This window comes from Cupriavidus sp. OV096, assembly GCF_900115455.1.
Classification (GTDB): Bacteria; Pseudomonadota; Gammaproteobacteria; order Burkholderiales; family Burkholderiaceae; genus Cupriavidus.
Genome location: NZ_FOWM01000002.1, coordinates 658,682 through 674,485 on the forward strand (window position 1 = coordinate 658,682; position 15,804 = coordinate 674,485).

Annotated in this window: 16 protein-coding genes; 7 read left to right on the top strand and 9 right to left on the bottom strand. The window is 68.2% G+C overall.

The genetic code is table 11. The features are described 5' to 3' along the window. Positions 1 to 59 precede the first annotated feature (59 nt). From BM115_RS07080 to BM115_RS07100, 5 genes are all read left to right on the top strand, one after another. Positions 60 to 557, top strand: coding sequence for a pilin (locus tag BM115_RS07080; RefSeq protein WP_255370718.1), 498 nt, complete (start codon positions 60 to 62; stop codon positions 555 to 557). Between the two features lie 210 nt (positions 558 to 767). Then, positions 768 to 1,295, top strand: a complete 528-nt coding sequence (locus tag BM115_RS07085; RefSeq protein WP_092292005.1) for a pilin — start codon at positions 768 to 770, stop codon at positions 1,293 to 1,295. 11 nt (positions 1,296 to 1,306) lie between these two features. Then, positions 1,307 to 1,831, top strand: coding sequence for a pilin (locus BM115_RS07090; RefSeq protein ID WP_092292007.1), 525 nt, complete (start codon positions 1,307 to 1,309; stop codon positions 1,829 to 1,831). Positions 1,832 to 2,063: 232 nt separating this feature from the next. Further along, positions 2,064 to 2,558 carry a pilin gene (locus BM115_RS07095; RefSeq protein ID WP_218158022.1) on the top strand — a complete coding sequence of 165 codons (495 nt, stop codon included), beginning with the start codon at positions 2,064 to 2,066 and terminating at the stop codon, positions 2,556 to 2,558. 132 nt (positions 2,559 to 2,690) lie between these two features. Next, the gene (locus BM115_RS07100; protein WP_092292009.1) at positions 2,691 to 4,475 is read left to right on the top strand and encodes a Wzy polymerase domain-containing protein; all 1,785 of its coding nucleotides are present in this window, start codon (positions 2,691 to 2,693) and stop codon (positions 4,473 to 4,475) included. A gap of 27 nt (positions 4,476 to 4,502) precedes the next feature. Here BM115_RS07100 and BM115_RS07105 read toward each other — a convergent pair whose 3' ends face one another. From BM115_RS07105 to moaC, 3 genes are all read right to left on the bottom strand, one after another. After that, entirely contained in the window at positions 4,503 to 5,027 is a 525-nt protein-coding gene (locus tag BM115_RS07105; protein WP_092292011.1) for a hypothetical protein, read from the bottom strand. Then, on the bottom strand, positions 5,024 to 5,509 hold the full coding sequence (locus BM115_RS07110; RefSeq protein WP_092292013.1) for a hypothetical protein: 486 nt from the start codon (positions 5,507 to 5,509) through the stop codon (positions 5,024 to 5,026). The genes BM115_RS07105 and BM115_RS07110 overlap by 4 nt, the downstream gene beginning before the upstream one ends. A 251-nt stretch (positions 5,510 to 5,760) precedes the next feature. Next, positions 5,761 to 6,237 (bottom strand): cyclic pyranopterin monophosphate synthase MoaC, encoded by a 477-nt coding sequence (gene moaC, locus BM115_RS07115; protein ID WP_092292015.1) that lies wholly within the window; start codon positions 6,235 to 6,237, stop codon positions 5,761 to 5,763. Positions 6,238 to 6,348: 111 nt separating this feature from the next. Between moaC and BM115_RS07120 the strand changes: the two genes are divergently transcribed. Continuing rightward, a complete protein-coding gene (locus BM115_RS07120) occupies positions 6,349 to 8,133 on the top strand; it encodes a beta-barrel assembly-enhancing protease (protein WP_092292017.1) in 1,785 nt (594 codons plus the stop codon). Positions 8,134 to 8,142: 9 nt separating this feature from the next. On the opposite strand, the gene BM115_RS07125 is transcribed toward BM115_RS07120, so the two are convergent. The 6 genes from BM115_RS07125 to BM115_RS07150 all read right to left on the bottom strand — a co-directional run bounded on the left by BM115_RS07125 (position 8,143) and on the right by BM115_RS07150 (position 12,590). Then, entirely contained in the window at positions 8,143 to 8,751 is a 609-nt protein-coding gene (locus tag BM115_RS07125; RefSeq protein ID WP_092292019.1) for a DUF2946 family protein, read from the bottom strand. Between the two features lie 9 nt (positions 8,752 to 8,760). Further along, a complete protein-coding gene (locus BM115_RS07130; protein WP_092292021.1) occupies positions 8,761 to 9,813 on the bottom strand; it encodes a YheT family hydrolase in 1,053 nt (350 codons plus the stop codon). A 13-nt stretch (positions 9,814 to 9,826) separates the two neighbouring features. Continuing rightward, positions 9,827 to 10,267, bottom strand: a complete 441-nt coding sequence (locus BM115_RS07135) for a YybH family protein (RefSeq protein ID WP_092292023.1) — start codon at positions 10,265 to 10,267, stop codon at positions 9,827 to 9,829. Positions 10,268 to 10,277: 10 nt separating this feature from the next. Beyond that, a complete protein-coding gene (waaF, locus tag BM115_RS07140; RefSeq protein WP_092292025.1) occupies positions 10,278 to 11,300 on the bottom strand; it encodes a lipopolysaccharide heptosyltransferase II in 1,023 nt (340 codons plus the stop codon). 112 nt (positions 11,301 to 11,412) lie between these two features. Continuing rightward, positions 11,413 to 11,607 carry a zinc-finger domain-containing protein gene (locus tag BM115_RS07145; RefSeq protein WP_092292027.1) on the bottom strand — a complete coding sequence of 65 codons (195 nt, stop codon included), beginning with the start codon at positions 11,605 to 11,607 and terminating at the stop codon, positions 11,413 to 11,415. Positions 11,608 to 11,669: 62 nt separating this feature from the next. Then, positions 11,670 to 12,590: a branched-chain amino acid transaminase gene (locus tag BM115_RS07150; protein ID WP_092292029.1), complete on the bottom strand. Its 921-nt coding sequence runs from the start codon at positions 12,588 to 12,590 to the stop codon at positions 11,670 to 11,672. A gap of 137 nt (positions 12,591 to 12,727) precedes the next feature. Between BM115_RS07150 and BM115_RS07155 the strand changes: the two genes are divergently transcribed. Further along, positions 12,728 to 15,655, top strand: a complete 2,928-nt coding sequence (locus BM115_RS07155; protein WP_255370719.1) for a DEAD/DEAH box helicase — start codon at positions 12,728 to 12,730, stop codon at positions 15,653 to 15,655. Positions 15,656 to 15,804 lie beyond the last annotated feature (149 nt).

Sequence of the window (15,804 nt, forward strand, 5' to 3'; positions counted from 1 at the left end):
GTGCCGGTGCGCAATGCCGCGCGGCACGGACATCAACCATCACCATGAAAAGGGTCAATATGCAACGCAAGCCTTCCGCACGCCGCCATCGCGGCTTCACGCTGATCGAACTGATGATCGTGGTGGCGATCATCGGCATCCTCGCCGGGGTCGCCATTCCACAGTATCAGGACTACGTGGCGCGCTCGCAGTTCGCCGAGGGACTGAGCCTGGCGTCGGGGCAGAAGCCGGCGGTGATCGAAACGTTCTCGTACGGCGGCACCTGCCCCAGCAATGCCAGCGGGGCGGCGGACGGGATTCCGCTGGCGACCAGCATTGCCGGGACGTACATCAAGAGCGTGGTCACGGGCGGCACGCCCACGGCAGCGGGCGGCTGCACCATCGTCGCCAACTTCAAGGACGCTGGCATCGCCAAGGGGCTGGTCGGCAAGTCCCTGACGCTGCGCATGACCGGCGCGGACCAGGGTGCCGTGGCGTGGCAGTGCGAATCGGGCGCTGAACGGAAGTACCTGCCCAAGGCGTGCAGCCACGTGGCGGCGGCTGCGGCGCCGGCCTGATCTGATGACGGCGGCTGACCGGGGGTGGGACCGCTCCCAGCCTCGGTCAGCAACGAAAAAATCGGGCCGAAATGCGCCATTTATGGTGCATTTCCATCAGAGTGAATCAACGTCCGGCGGCTTGCGCGCGATCAAATTTGTAGCGCGCAGCCCGCCACAGCATACGACCCCAGTCATCGCGTCGATGACGACAACCAGAAAGGGGGTCCTATGCAACACACCAACACTTATCCACGGCGGCTTGGCCGTCTTGTTCGCCGGGCCACGCGCGCCGGCTTCACGCTGATCGAACTGATGATCGTGGTGGCGATCATCGGCATCCTGGCCAGCCTTGCCATTCCGCAGTACCGCGACTACGTGGCGCGGGCCCAGTTTGCCGAGGCGCTGACGCTGGCGTCGGGCCTGAAGACGTCGCTGGTGGAGGCGTACGTCAGCTCCGGGTCGTGCCCGGACAACAAGACGGCCAATAACTCCGGCCTGCCGCTGAGTTCGACGATCAATGGCCGGTATGTGGCATCGGTGGAAACCAAGGCCAATGGCGTGGTGGGCGACTCCGGCGGTTGCGTGATCACGGCCCGGTTCCGGAGTGACGTCTCGCAGGCGCTGGCCGGCAAGCATGTGGAGTTGGAACTGAAGGGCTCCGAGGGCTCGTTCACCTGGGATTGCTTCTCCAACGTGGACCACAAGCTGATGCCGAAGTCCTGCAGCGTGCGGGGATCGAGTTCCACCTCGGCCTGAGGCGGTGCGCCATGGATCGCCGCAAGCGCCTTCCACGGCGGGCGGGCTTTTCGCTGATCGAGCTGATGATCGTGGTGGCGATCATCGGCATCCTGGCCAGCCTCGCCCTGCCGCAGTACCGCGCGTACGTGGCGCGGGCCCAGTTTGCCGAGGGACTGTACTTGCTGGGTGGGTTGAAGGTCTCGGTGCTGGAGACCTATGTCTTGTCCTCTCAATGTCCTGACAACACCGGGGAGAACGATACCGCTTTGCCGCCCGCTGAAACCATAAACGGAAAGTACGTGGAGCGCGTGGTGGCCCAGCGCATGGGCCAGGTCTCAGACGGCGGCGGGTGCTTTCTCCGGGCGTACTTCCGCGAGGACGCGTCGCCGCTGCTCCGGGGCAAGTTCGTGGAGCTTGAGTTGAGTGGGACCGGCAAACCGTCTGAAGGCTACGCTGGCGGCGGCGCGGCGTCCTGGGACTGTTATTCGAATACCCGTGAAAATGTGCGTCCAAAGGCATGTCGGTATCGGTGGGGGTACACCCCAGAGGCATAGCCCGTCCCGCCCGCCTCAAAGTGCAAAACTTTGGCAGTCCCGCAGACACAAAATGTGACAAATTTTGTTGATTGGCCGTCCCTTGGAATCGTAGATCGGCCAAATTTTGTCACTCCCGCATGAGATTATCGGCATTTGCTGGCCTGGCACGCTCCCTGCTTTAGGGGTAATGCATCACATGCAAGCAGATGTTTCTTTCTGTAACGAAAATCTCATCGAGGGGTCAATCCTTATGCAACGGGTACAACAAATCAAAAAACTGGGTCGCCAAGCCCAAAAGGGTTTCACGCTGATCGAACTGATGATCGTGGTTGCGATCATCGGTATCCTGGCTGCTATCGCGATTCCGCAGTATCAGGATTACACGGCGCGTACGCAGGTGGCACGTGCAGTCAGCGAAATGGGCGCGTACAAGACGGCATTTGAAGATCGTCTGAGCAACGGCGCCGCGGTTGCCGCCTTGGCCGATATTGGCTTTGTTCAGTCGAATCTGTATGCCGATCCGAATGTGCCCGCTAACGTGAACACCGGCGCATTTGTCTGGTCGTCGACGCTGACCACGGACGCAGGCACCAACAAGAATGCTAGCCCTTCCGTGGCAGGTGCCACCATCAACTGGCAGCGCCAAGATACCGGTACGTGGCGCTGCTTCGTTACAGCTAGCAACAACGCTGGTTGGAAACCCAGCTACGCTCCTTCGGGTTGCCCGATTGGCCAGGCGATTTAATATCAAGCCATCAGCGAGCCTTTCCCTCGCCTGATGTCTGAAGCTTGAAAAAGCGCCTTCGGGCGCTTTTTCTTTTCCTGCTTCCCCAAGCCGCCAAGCTATCATGGCGCCTTTCCTTCCCCTCGCGCCCGCATGCCGCCATCCAGGGCTTTGCTTCCGGGGTCGGCGATCATCGCCGCCTTTACCCTCCCGCTGCTGGTTTCGAAGCACACGCTTCCGCTCGCCACCTTCTACGGCGAATGGATGGCCGGCGTGCTCGGTGTCGCGCTGGTCTGCCTGCTGGCCTTTCGGCGTTCGCCAGACACCCCCCAAGTCCCCTGGATCGTCCTGCTGCCGCTCTGGCTGATCCTCACGACGCTCGTCCAGTCTGCCGCCGGCATGGCCGATATCACGGGCAGCCGCTTCACCACCCAGATCGTCCTCGCCCTCGGCGCGGCCATGATGGTCGCCGCGTGGCGTCTCGGGCAGGGGTTTTCCACCGAGGAACGGGCCGAGATTGTCGATGCCCTCGCCATTACCTTCCTCGTCGCCGGGCTGCTCGGCACGTTGGCCCAGTGGATCCAGGTCTTCCATATGGAAGACCAGATGTTCGGCCTCGTTTCGGAATATTTCTACGACACCAACCGCCGGCTGTGGGGCAACCTGAACCAGCCCAACCATCAGGCGACGATCCACGGCTTTGGCCTCGTCGCCGCCATCTGGCTGGCGCGGCGGGCGCGGCTCGGGTTTGCGGCTTGGCTGGCCGCCGTGCTGCTGCTCGAGTCGGGCATCGCGCTGACCGGCTCGCGCACCGGCCTTGTCCACGTTGGGCTGGCCGCCATCTATGCCCTGATCGCCGCCGCGATGGCGCGCGGCGAGCGGCGCGGTCCGAATCCGATGGCGCGCCCGCCCGGCCTCGTGCTCGCCGCCGTGCTGTTGGTCGTCGGCATCGTGGTGCTGCAGCCGGTCATCAAGAGCGCCGGGCAGGCGTTTGACTGGCGATTATTCGATACCGTCGCGCAACTCAAGGCCGGCGATCAGGTCTCGGCGCGCGGCGCGCTCTGGGCGCATGCCGTCGCGATGTTCCGGTTGCATCCACTGCTCGGCGTGGGTTACGGGGAGTTCGGCTGGGCGCAGTTCCAGCAGATGGCGCAGGTGCGCGTGACGGCCGAGATGTCCCTGCATGCCCACAACGCCGTGCTGGATTTGCTGGCGAAGACCGGTTTGATGGGCACGGCGGGCGTGGGGGTGTTGCTGGTGGCGTGGCTGTGGCGCGTGGTGCGTAGCCGCCTGTGGCGCGCGACGTCGACGGAGCGCCCGCAGACCGTGGTGATCCTGCTCTGGCTGGCGATGGTCGGCGCGCATTCGATGCTCGAATACCCGCTCCATTACCTCTACTTCTTCCTGCCGTTCTGCTTCCTGCTGGGATGGCTGGAGCCGTCCGGCTTCGGCAAACTGCGCGTCCCCAAGCCGGCGGCGATGGTCATCGGCATCGCCTTCGTCGTGCTCTCGGCCATCATCCTGACCACGCTCTGGCAGGACTACCGTCGCGTGGAAGCGCGCGAGTATGCGAGCGATGAACGGCGCGATGGCCTGCCGATGCCGCGCCACTGGTTCCGCCAGCACGCCGCGTCGGAGGCCATCGAGCGGACCGTCATCACGGCCCAGAATGCCGCCGAATTGCTACCCGGGCACCTCGACGCGCTGCACCTGCTGCCCACCCCGAACCTGATCGGCCGCACCGCGTGGCTACTGGCGCTGACCGGCCAGCCAGAGCGCGCGCGGCTGTGGATGGATCGCCTGCGCTATTACTATCAGGGCGACGAAGCCGCACAGTTCAACACGCTGGACAAGGCTTGCGAGGAAATGGACGACGCGCACCGTCCGCGCGACTTCTGCGCCTGGGTTCGCGTACGCGCCCGGCAGGGCCACGGCTGAGCCGAAACCCAGCCAGGGCCGAAGCCGTCAGCGCACGTAACCGGGCGGCGGGGGCGGAGGATAGTAGGGCTGGTAGTTCGACGGCGGCGCCGCGTAGCTGGTGGCGCGCGGCGTGGACACCATCTGCCCGTAGACCGGCACGCGGTTGCCGCTGGCGTACATGCACTGGACGTAGGCGGCGTCGTACTGCCGCTGCGAGCCATATCCCGCGTTATACGAGTTCCCGGCCCCCACGGCGGCGCCAGTGAGCAGGCCCACGCCGGCGCCGATGGCCGCGCCCGAACCGCCGTCGAAGGCCGCCCCGGCCGCTGCGCCGAGTGCCGTGCCGATGGCCGCGCTGCCCACGGCGGCCGTGTTCGATGCCTGCTGGGCGCTTACGCCGCCCACCTGACCGAATGCGAACTGGCGGCAGTTGTAGTCATCCCCACGGAATTGGTCGAAGGTCTTGCCGGTGCCCGGCAGCGCCATCACGCTCGGGCCGGACGGCATGACCGCGCAGGCGCCAAGGCCCAGCGTGCCCGCCAGCAACAGGGGAAGGATGCGCGGATTCATGACGTCGCTCCCGGAACACGGCCCTGCGGCGTGGTGGACGAAGACGGCGTCGGCGGCACCCGCTGCCAGCCGGTGGGACACTCGCGGACGTACGGGTAGAAGCCCTCGGGCGAATCGCAGTGGTACCACCAGGCGTTGGGCGAGTCATTCGGCGCGCCGCTGGCCGATGGCGCGGGCACTGGATTGCCATCCGCGCCCTGTTCGATGTACTGCGGCGGATTCGGCGCCGGCACCGCGACGACGGCGGGCGGATAGTAGCCGGGCCCGTAGTAGGGGCCATAGGCATAGGGTCCCCAACCGGGCCCCCAGCCTGGACCCCAGCCGGGTCCCCATCCTCCCCAGCCCGGTCCCACGTAGACGCCCACGCCGACGCGCGCGCGCCCCCCGTGGTAGTGGCCGCCGGCCATGGCCGACGTGCTGACAGCGGCCGAGGCCACCGCCGCGAAAGCCAGGGCGATCTGGCAAAGCTTGCGCCCGTTCATGATGTGTACCCCTACCCAATGTGCTGCATGCGTGCCGGCGACATCCCGAAAGCGGCGTTTCCGGCGTTGTGACCTGTTACCTAACCCTCAACGCTCGACCCGCCCGATCCGTGGACGGGCGGCGCCGGGCCTTGCTGGTAATTCAATACCAATTTTCCGGAAGTGGCGCCGGCGCGGGGGGCTTGGAAATGCGGCGTTACCTTTATTACGGGCGGGACAACGGGGGACAACGGGAGACACGGGGCGACAAATCAGCCCGCCACCCAATCCCCCGACTTCCCGCCATGCTTTTCCAGCAGCTTCACGTTGCCCATCACCATCCCCCGGTCCACCGCCTTGCACATGTCGTAGATGGTGAGCAGGGCCACCTGCACGCCGGTCAGCGCCTCCATCTCCACCCCGGTCTGGCCGTGGGTTTCGGTGCGTACCACGCAGGCGATGGTGGAACTCGGTTCGTCCAGCGCGAAATCTACCGCCACCTTGGTCAGGCCGATGGGATGGCAGAGGGGGATCAGGTCGGAGGTGCGCTTGGTCGCCATGATCGCGGCCACCCGGGCGATGCCGAGCACATCGCCCTTCTTGGCGGTGCCGTCGCGCACCAGCGCGAGGGTATCCGGCTGCATGGTGATGGTGCCGGTGGCCACCGCCACGCGATGGGTGCTGGCCTTGTTGCCGACATCGACCATATGGGCTTGTCCGGCGGCGTCGAAGTGGGTGAGTTGGCTCATGGCGTCAGAATTCGAGGGATGAAATAGCGCCCGTCGCAATCCGGAGAAACAACGCGGGGCAAGGGGTCTGCCGGATTGGGAACGCGCGGCGGAGGCCGCTATCATAGCAATATGCCCAAGACCTCCTGGCGCCGCCGCCTGCCCGCTCCGGCGCGCGCCGCCGACACCGCTCCCGCTGCTTTGGCCGCCCCCGCCATGCGCGCGTCACTTGCCCGTGCCGTGGCCGCCGCCCTCGTGCTGACCATGGCCGCGCCGGCCTGGCCGCAGGGCTTGACCGTGCCCGCCGCGCGGCTGGCGCCGTCCTCGCAGCAGCCGGCGCCCACTACGGAGCTGGTGCCCGACGCCAGCGATCAGGTCTACGACAATCTCAACCGCAGTGTCAGGGCGGGTCAGAAATCCGAATTCGGATTGCGGACCAATAACCCGGTGGTGGAGGGCGGCAGCCTGCAGCTCCCGGACCTCGGCGACCCGTCCACGGCATCGCTGTCGCCGGACATGGAGCGGCGGCTGGGCGACCGGATCATGCGGGATATCCGCCGCGATACCGACTATGTCTCGGACGCGCTGCTCAACGATTACCTGAACGCGCTCGGCTACCGGCTGGTGCAGGCCGCGCGCCGCCAGAACGTGGCCGGTTCGAATGGCGCGGGCACCTTCGCCACCGGCTTCGAACTGTTTGGCGTGCGGGACCGCTCGATCAACGCCTTCGCGCTGCCGGGCGGCTATATCGGCGTGCATACCGGGCTGCTGGTCCAGTCCGAGACCGAATCGGAACTTGCCTCCGTGCTCGGCCATGAAATCGGCCACGTGATGCAGCGCCATATCGCGCGCGGCATCACCAAGCAGGATGAGTCGATGTGGATCGCGCTGGCGTCGATGGTGCTGGCCGGGCTGGCGGCCACCAAGAGCGGCGATGCAGCGGCGGCGCTGGCGATGGGCGGGCAGGGCGCGGCCGTGGCCAACCAGCTGTCCTTCTCGCGCGGGGCCGAGCGCGAGGCTGACCGCGTCGGCTTCCAGATCATGACCGCTGCCGGCTTCGACCCGCAGGGCATGCCCGATTTCTTCTCGCGGCTGCAGCGCGTGACCGGCATCTCGGACAACTCGATCCCGGCCTATGTGCGCACCCACCCGCTGACCTCCGAGCGGATCGCCGACATGCAGGACCGCGTGCGCCACGTGACCGCCCGCAAGGTCGGCAACACGCCCGAATACGAGTTCGCGCGCGCGCGGGCGCGCGTCATCCAGGCCACCACCCCCAACGACCAGCGCAACGTGCTGGAGACGTTCCAGTCGCAAGTGGCGAACGCCTCGCCGGTGCGGCAGCCGGCGATCTATTACGGCATCGCCTTCGCCAACCAGCGGCTGGGCCGCTACGCGGATGCCGAACGGGCGCTGGCCGAGGCGCGCCGGCTCTATGGCACGATTCCGTCCGCCACCTCGGGCAGTCCGATGCTGGACGTCATGGCGATCGAGCTGGCGCGCGCCGAGGGCCGTCCGCAGGAAGCGCTGACGCAGGCCAACGCCTCGATGCGCGCGTTCCCGCTCTCTCATGCCGTGGCGCTGACGTATGCCGATTCGCTGGTCGCCGCCGGCAAGCTGGGCGACGCCGTGACCTTCCTGCGCGCCCGCACGCGCGAGGAAAAGGCGCGTGCCGAATGGTGGGAGCTGCTCGCGCGCGCCTACGCGGCGCAGGGCAAGCGGCTGCAGCAGCATCAGGCGCTGGCCGAGAAGTACGCGATGGACGGGTCCTACCAGGCGGCCATCGAGCAATTGCAGATCGCCCGCAAGGCCAATGATGGCGATTTCTACTCGCTGTCCGAGGTCGATGCGCGGCTGCACCAGCTCCAGCTGCAGTTCCGCGAGGAAAAGCAGGACAACAAGGGCATGCCGAACTGAGGCTGGGCCTCAGCCAGCTTCGGCTTCCGGTGCGGGTGCAGGTGTTCGCACGAAGCCGAAGCGCGTCGGCACCTCGTCCTCGGCAATCGGTTCGATGTCGAAATCGCGCCCGGCGTGATGGAACACCCCCAGCGCCGCACCGCACCCCTCGCCATGCCAGGTGCAGGCGCTGCTGAAGGCATCGAGGTCATGGTCGTGCAGCAGCGCGGCCTGCACCGGCGCGCCATCTCCGTCCCCATCCCCCAGACCTTCCACCGTCCCCGCCAGCACCACGTTGCCGTGCTCGTCGGCATGGCAGGCCGCCACACTGAACGGCCGCCCGGTGGTGGTGGCCAGCGCGCCGTCGTGCATCCGCACGATCCACGGCGCGTAGCCGAGCGAGACGAACACCCGCTGCGGTCCGTTCTGGAAGAACCAGGCGCCGCGCGCGTCGTGGGTGTAGTTGCGTTCGATGAAGTGGATCAGCGCCTCGTGGCGGATCGGGTCGCCGGACAGCCCGTGCTCCTGCGCGAACTCGTTGCGCAGGCGCCATTGCCCGCGGCGGTCCAGCGCCAGCCATCCGTACGCGTTCGGCACGTTGGGCCAGCGGGCCATCGCCTGCTTGACGATGTCATCCATGGTTGTCTCCTACGCCGTCTGGCGCGTTCCACCCACGCTGTCGAAGTAGTCGAGGATGCGCGTGGGCAGCCATTCGATATGGCCCGCCACCGGGAACAGCGGCAGGTGGCCCAGCACGCCGGCGCGGGGCGTCATGAAGCCGACGTGGCCGCCGTGCGCGGGCTGCTCCAGCAGCACGTCGGGGCTGACCTCGGCCTGGCTCGGCAGGTGCTGGCCGGGCAGGAAGGGGTCGTTGCGCGCGTTCAGCACCAGCGTGGGAATGCGGATCTCGCCCAGCACCGGCTTGCTGGCGGCGCGCATCCAGTAGTCGTCGGTATCGCGGAAGCCGTGCAGCGGCGCGGTGACCACGTTGTCGAAGGCGTAGAGGTCGCGGCTCGCCAGCATCGTCGCGCGGTCGAAGAGGCCCGGAAACTGGTCGAGCTTGGCCAGCGACTTGCGCTTCAGCGTCTGCAGGAACATCCGGGTATAGATCAGGTTGAAGCCCTGGGAGAGCGCCGCGCCGCCCGCCGCGAGGTCGAGCGGGGCCGAGATGGCCGCCGCCGCCGAGAGGAAGCGCGCGCCGTGGCCTTCCTCGCCCAGGTAGCGCAGCAGGGCATTGCCGCCGAGCGAGATGCCGACTGCCAGCATGCGCTGTCCTTCCGCCCGTCCGGGCTGCACCCGTTGGCGCAGCCGCTCCAGCACCCAGCGGATCTCGGCGGAATCGCCCGAATGATAAAAGCGCGGCGCGCGGTTCAGCTCGCCCGAACAGCCCCGGAAATGTGGAATGGCGCCCTGCCAGCCGCGTGCGCGCAGCGCGTCCATCAGGGTTTGGGCGTAGTGGCTGTTCGAGTCGCCCTCGAGGCCGTGGAACATCACCACCAGCGGGGCGCCCGGCGCTACCGGGTGCGTGGTCCAGTCGACGTCGATGAAGTCGCCATCGGGGGTGTCCCAGCGTTCGCGCCGGAACGTGACGCGCCGGTGCCGCGTGAAGCGGGCCGCGAGGATGGTCTGGGCATGGCCGCCGCGCAGCCACCACGGCGTGTGGAAGGTCTCGCCGAAGGGGGCGCCCAGCTTCAGGCCCATCACGTCGAAGTGGTCAGTGCAGCGCCTGGCCCGGGGCGGCGGCCACGGCGGCTACCTGCACCGCGTTGGCCGGGCTGCAGTGGATGTGGGCCAGGCGCCAGCCCTCGTGGTTCTGCATCAGCACGTAGGTGGTGTGCACGTAGAGGTCCGCTTCCACGCGGTCCGCGCCAAAGCGCAGCGCCTCGGTCACGTCGAAGATCGACACGCCGAGCGAGGCATGGCTGCTGGTCTCGATGGCGTCGATCAGCACCGGCTGTTCCTCCAGCAGCAGCATGAAGGCCTGGCGCAGATGGTCGTGCCCGATCAGGCGCTGGCCGTCGGGCATCACGCACGTGACCGAATCCTCGTCCAGCCAGAGGCGCAGCGCGCCATCGGCATCGCGCAGTTTCATGGCTTCGCGGAAGGCATCGACGATGTCTTCGGCGGAATCGAACAGTCGGGCGAAACGGGGCATGTTGGCGTGGTCAGGGTCGATGCAGGAGCTTGCGCAACTCGACGAACACCATTTCGGGTTCGATGTCCTTCAGGCAGCGCAGGTGGCCCAGCGGGCACTCGCGTTTGAAGCAGGGGCTGCACTCGAGTTGCAGCCACATGATACTCGCAGCCTGTGACAGCGGGGGCGTGTGGCGCGGGTCGCTGGAGCCGAAAACGGCCACCTGGGGCCGGTTCAGTGCGGCGGTCACGTGCATCAGGCCGGAGTCGTTGCAGACGGCGGCTTCGGACAGGGCGAGCAGGTCCACCGCGTCGTCCAGCGAGGTCTGGCCGCACAGGTTGCGCACGAACGGCGCTCCGGCGACGATCTCCGCCGCGATCTCGGCATCCTTGGCCGAGCCGAGCGTGATGATCTGCGCGTACGGGAACGAGCGGCGCAGCATCTGCGCCAGTTCGGCGAAGTGCGCGGCCGGCCAGCGCTTGGCCGGGCCGAACTCCGCGCCGGGGCAGAAGGCGATCACCCGGGTCTGCGGCGCGATGCCGAAGCGCTCGGCCGTGGCGGCCATGCGCTCGGGCTTCACGCGCAGCTGCGGATCGGGAATGTGCTCGGGCAGGCGCCCGCCGGGCTTGAGGGCCAGCCGTGCGTAGTGCTCTACCATCGGCGGGCGCTTGTCGCGCGGCGGATTGGCGTGGCGCACGTTGAGCATGCCGAAGCGCGCCTCGCCGCGATAGCCGATGCGCAGCGGAATGCCGGCCAGGAACGGAATCAGCGACGATTTGAGTGAATTCGGCAGCACATAGGCCACGTCGTAGCCCTCATGCTTGAGCTGCTGCGCGAACATCAGCCGGGCCGAGAGCTGCAGCTTGCCGTGCGCGAGATCGCTCGGGAACACGGTGCCGATCTCGGGCATGCGTGCGAGCACCGGCGCCACCCATTTCGGGGCGAGGGCGTCGATGACCATGCGGGGATGGCGCGCCTTGAGCAGCGCGAACAGCGGCTGCGCCATCAGCGCGTCGCCGATCCAGTTCGGGGCGATGACGAGGGCTTTTTTCATATTGTGGGTGATGCGTGGCCCGGACATGCCAACGCCCCGGGGCGCAACGCGGCCCGGGGCGGGAGGGGGGTGCGGCGGCGCGCGGCGTGGGCCGCGTGCCTCGGACGCGATCTCAGTGGTGGCCCTTCAGCACGGTGCCCGGCTTGAGCTTGTACACGGTGCCGCAGTACGGGCATTTCACCTCGCCGGTGTCGGCCACGTCCAGGAACACGCGGGGATGGTAGTTCCACGTCGGGGTGTTCCCCGTGGGGCAGTGGAGGGGCATGTCTTCAGCGCCGATTTCGACGACGGATGCGGTTTGCGTCATGGTGTTGCGTTTGGCTTGCAGGGTGACTGGCTTGTTTTAAATGATCGGGATGGCGCCGGTGCTCAGACCAGCGTCAGCCACTTCTTGTACTTCTCGTCCGTGCCGCCCACGGCGGCAAAGAACGCTTCCTGGATGCGCTGGGTAACCGGGCCGCGACGGCCTTCGCCGATGACGCGGTCGTCCAGTTCGCGGATCGGCGTGACTTCGGCGGCGGTGCCGGTGAAGAACGCTTCGTCGGCGCAGTACATTTCGTCGCGCGTGATGCGCTTTTCGCGCACCTCGATGCCGAGGTCGCGGGCAATGGTCAGCGTGGCGTCACGGGTGATGCCGTCCAGGCACGAGGCCAGGTCCGGGGTGTAGATCACGCCATTGCGCACGATGAACACGTTCTCGCCCGAGCCCTCGCTCACGTAGCCGTCGGTGTCGAGCAGCAGCGCCTCGTCGTAGCCGAGGCCGGTGGCCTCCTGGTTGGCCAGGATCGAGTTGATGTAGTAGCCGCTCGCCTTGGCGCGCACCAGCGACACATTCACATGGTGGCGCGTGAACGACGAGGTCTTGACGCGGATGCCGCGCTCCAGCCCCTCTTCGCCCAGATAGGCGCCCCACGGCCAGGCGGCGATGGCCACGTGGATGGTGTTGCCCTTGGCGGACACGCCGAGCTTCTCGGAGCCGATCCAGACCAGCGGGCGGATGTAGCACGACTCGAGATTGTTGGCCCGCACCACCTCGCGCTGGGCGGCCTCGAGCGTCGCTTCGTCGAACGGCATGGCCATCTGGAAGATCTTGGCCGAGTTGAACAGGCGGCGCGTGTGCTCCTTGAGGCGGAAAATCGCGGTGCCGGCCGGCGTCTTGTAGGCGCGCACGCCCTCGAATACGCCCATGCCGTAGTGCAGGGTGTGCGTCAGGACGTGAATCTTGGCATCGCGCCACTCAATCAGCTTGCCGTCCATCCAGATCTTGCCGTCGCGATCCGCCATCGACATGGTTGTCTCCCTTTGCACCAGAAATGTCACAAGGCCGCCATTGTAAGCCGCGCGCCCTGATGTGCCAACGCGGCCGGGCGGGGGGACTACAATCGCCGTTCCGATCCTCCCGGCCTCTCTTTTTACCCCTTTTGCCCTTGTCCGCGCTCCCCACCACCCCCGACGACGATCACCGCTGGCAGGAAGCGCTGGGCGAACTGGCCGCGCTGGCCGGCGCGGAAGCCCCTGTCGAGGGCGGCCGGCGCCGCCTGTTGTGGGCGCTGACCATCGATGCCGATGGGGTGCCGGGACTGGTGGAGCCGCTGGAGCAGGCCTACGGCCCGCGCGGCTGGGGCAAGCCCCGGCCGATCCCGCTGGCCCGGGTAGCCGAGGACGACACCCTGGCGCCGTGGGACGCCCGCGTGGCCCGGGCCATCCGCCGCGACCGCTCGCGCAACCGCCGCCATGTGCTGGACCGCGCCGCCGCCGTGATGGCGCTGGTGGGGCACCCCGGGGTGGTGCTGTCCCACGCGCCGACCGTGCCGATGGAGGTCACCGAGGCCGCGCCCACGCTGGAAGCGGTCCGGGAGGTTGGCAACGGTGGCGACCGCTACGTGCTCCGCATCGCCCCCCCGCTGCGCCCCGCGCCCGCCATGGAAGACCTGCTGCCCCCCGCCGCGCGCGAGGAAGCCGAGGCGCTGCGCCAGATCACGGTGCTCCAGGACGGCCCGCGTCGCCTCCGCGTGATCCGTTTCTCCGCCGCGCAGCAGCAGGCCGCCCGCCTGATTGCCGATGGGCTGGCCGTGCCCGCCGACGCCCACGCCCGGCTGGACACCACGCTGCGCGCGCTGGCCGGCCATTTCCAGATCCATGCCGACAGTTCGGGCGAAGCCCGCCTGCGCGAGCCGGAAACCCGCCTGCGCGCCGAAGTGGCGCCGGTGGGGCGCGGCATCGGCCTGCGGCTGGTGGTCACGCCGCTGGGCCCGATGGGGCCCCGGCTGGCGCCCGGCGCGGGCCGCGCGCAGCTGATGGCGACCGTCGCCGGCGAAGCGATGGCCACCGAGCGCGACCTGGACGCCGAGCTGGCCCACGTGGCCGAAGTCTTCGCCGCGCTGCCGTTCCTGGTCGAATCCTCGCCGCCCGGCGGCGAATACACCTGGACGCTGGACGATCCCGAAGACGCCCTGACCGCCGTGGAGATGCTGCCCGGCCTTGCCGGCGTGATCGACCTCGAATGGCCGCGTGGCCGCGAGATCCGCCTGCTGCCGGCCGACCTCCCGCAACTGGCCGTCAGCGTGGAAACCGGCAGCGAGTGGTTCAAGCTCGTCGGCCATCTGCGCGTGGCCGAGGGGCTGGTGATGTCGCTCGAGAAGCTGGTGGCCTGGGCGCACGGCCACGCCGGGCGGTTCATGCCAATGGGGCAGGGCGTCTACGTGGCGCTGACCGGGCAGTTGCGCGCCCGCCTGCGCGACCTCGCCGGGGTGGGGGATGCCATGCGCGATGGCATCCGCGTGCCGCTGGTGGCCGCGCCGTGGCTGGACGACGTGCTGGCCGGCGCCGGCGTGGACCCGGATGCGCACTTCCGCACCCGCGTGCGCCGGCTGCGGGCCGCGCGGGAGGCGGACGCCGCCGTGCCCGCCACGCTGGCGACCGAACTGCGTCCTTATCAGGAAGAAGGCTACCGCTGGATGATGGCGCTGGCCGAGGCCGGTTTCGGCGCCTGTCTGGCCGATGACATGGGGCTGGGCAAGACGCTCCAGTCGCTCGCGCTGCTGCTGGCGCGTGCTGCCGACGGCGCGGCGCTGGTCGTGGCGCCGACCTCGGTGTGCGGCAACTGGGCCGCCGAGGCGCGCCGCTTCGCCCCCACGCTCAACGTCCATCTCTATGCCGAGGGGGACCGCGTGGCCATCGTCGAGCAGGCCGGCGCCCATGACCTCGTGATCGTCTCGTACCAACTGCTCCAGCAGGCGCGCAAGGATTTCGGCGCGCGGCGCTGGCACACGGTGATCGCCGACGAGGCGCAATCGATCAAGAATCCGTCCTCGCGCCGCGCGCAGGCCATGTTTGCGCTGGCCGCCGACTGCCGCGTGGCGCTTTCCGGCACGCCGATCGAGAACCGGCTGTCCGAACTCTGGGCCGTGATGCGGTTCTGCAACCCGGGGCTGCTCGGGTCGCTGGTCCGCTTCAACGAACACTTTGCCAACCCGATCGAGCGCAATGGCGCGCGGGAGCCGCGCGTGCGGCTGCGGCGCATGATCGCGCCGTTCGTGCTGCGGCGGACCAAGGCGCAGGTGCTGGACGAACTGCCGCCGCGCACCGAACTCGTGATCCGCGTGGAGCCCGAGCCGGCTGAGGCCGCCCACTACGAGGCCCTGCGCCGTCAGGCGCTGTCCGAGGCCGAGCGCGCGCTGCTACGGCCGCCCGCCAGGAAGGGCCGCAAGGCACAGCCGGCAGCGCCGGCCGAACCCGACGCCCGCATCCACGTGCTGGCCCAACTGATGCGCATGCGCCGCGCCGCGTGCGACCCGCGTCTGGCCACGCCCGAGGTGGCCGCGCCGGGCGCCAAGGTGCGCGCCTTCGCCGAACTGGCCGCCACGCTGGCCGCCAACGGCCACAAGACGCTGGTGTTCAGCCAGTTCGTCGATTTCCTCCAGTTGATGCGGCGCGCGCTGGATGAGGCGGGACTGGCCTACCAGTACCTGGACGGCGCCACGCCGGCCGGCGAACGCACGCGCCGCGTGGCCGCGTTCCAGGGTGGGGCGGGCGATGTCTTCCTGATCAGCCTGAAGGCCGGCGGCTTCGGCCTGAACCTGACGGCGGCCGACTACATCGTGATTGCCGACCCCTGGTGGAATCCCGCCGCCGAGGATCAGGCGATGGGCCGCGCGCACCGCATCGGCCAGCAGCGGCCGGTCACGGTCTACCGGCTGATTACCGCCGGGACCATCGAGGAACGGATCGTGGACCTCCACCAAGGCAAGCGCGCCCTGGCGGACGGCGTGCTCGACGCCACCGAAGGCGAAGCCACGGGCCGCGCCGCCGCCTTGCCCGACATCGACGAACTGGTCGGCCTGCTGCGGCGCTAATCTCCTCTCGCACCAAACGGTATACCAAAGCGCTCCCGATGATGGTGCAGCGCACACGCGCCCGCATGCGCCCATCCCCCGAAAAGCCGCATCCTGCCTTGTTGCGGTGCAAATCACCTTGGCACAAATACTGCCTTGTGAATTTTGGA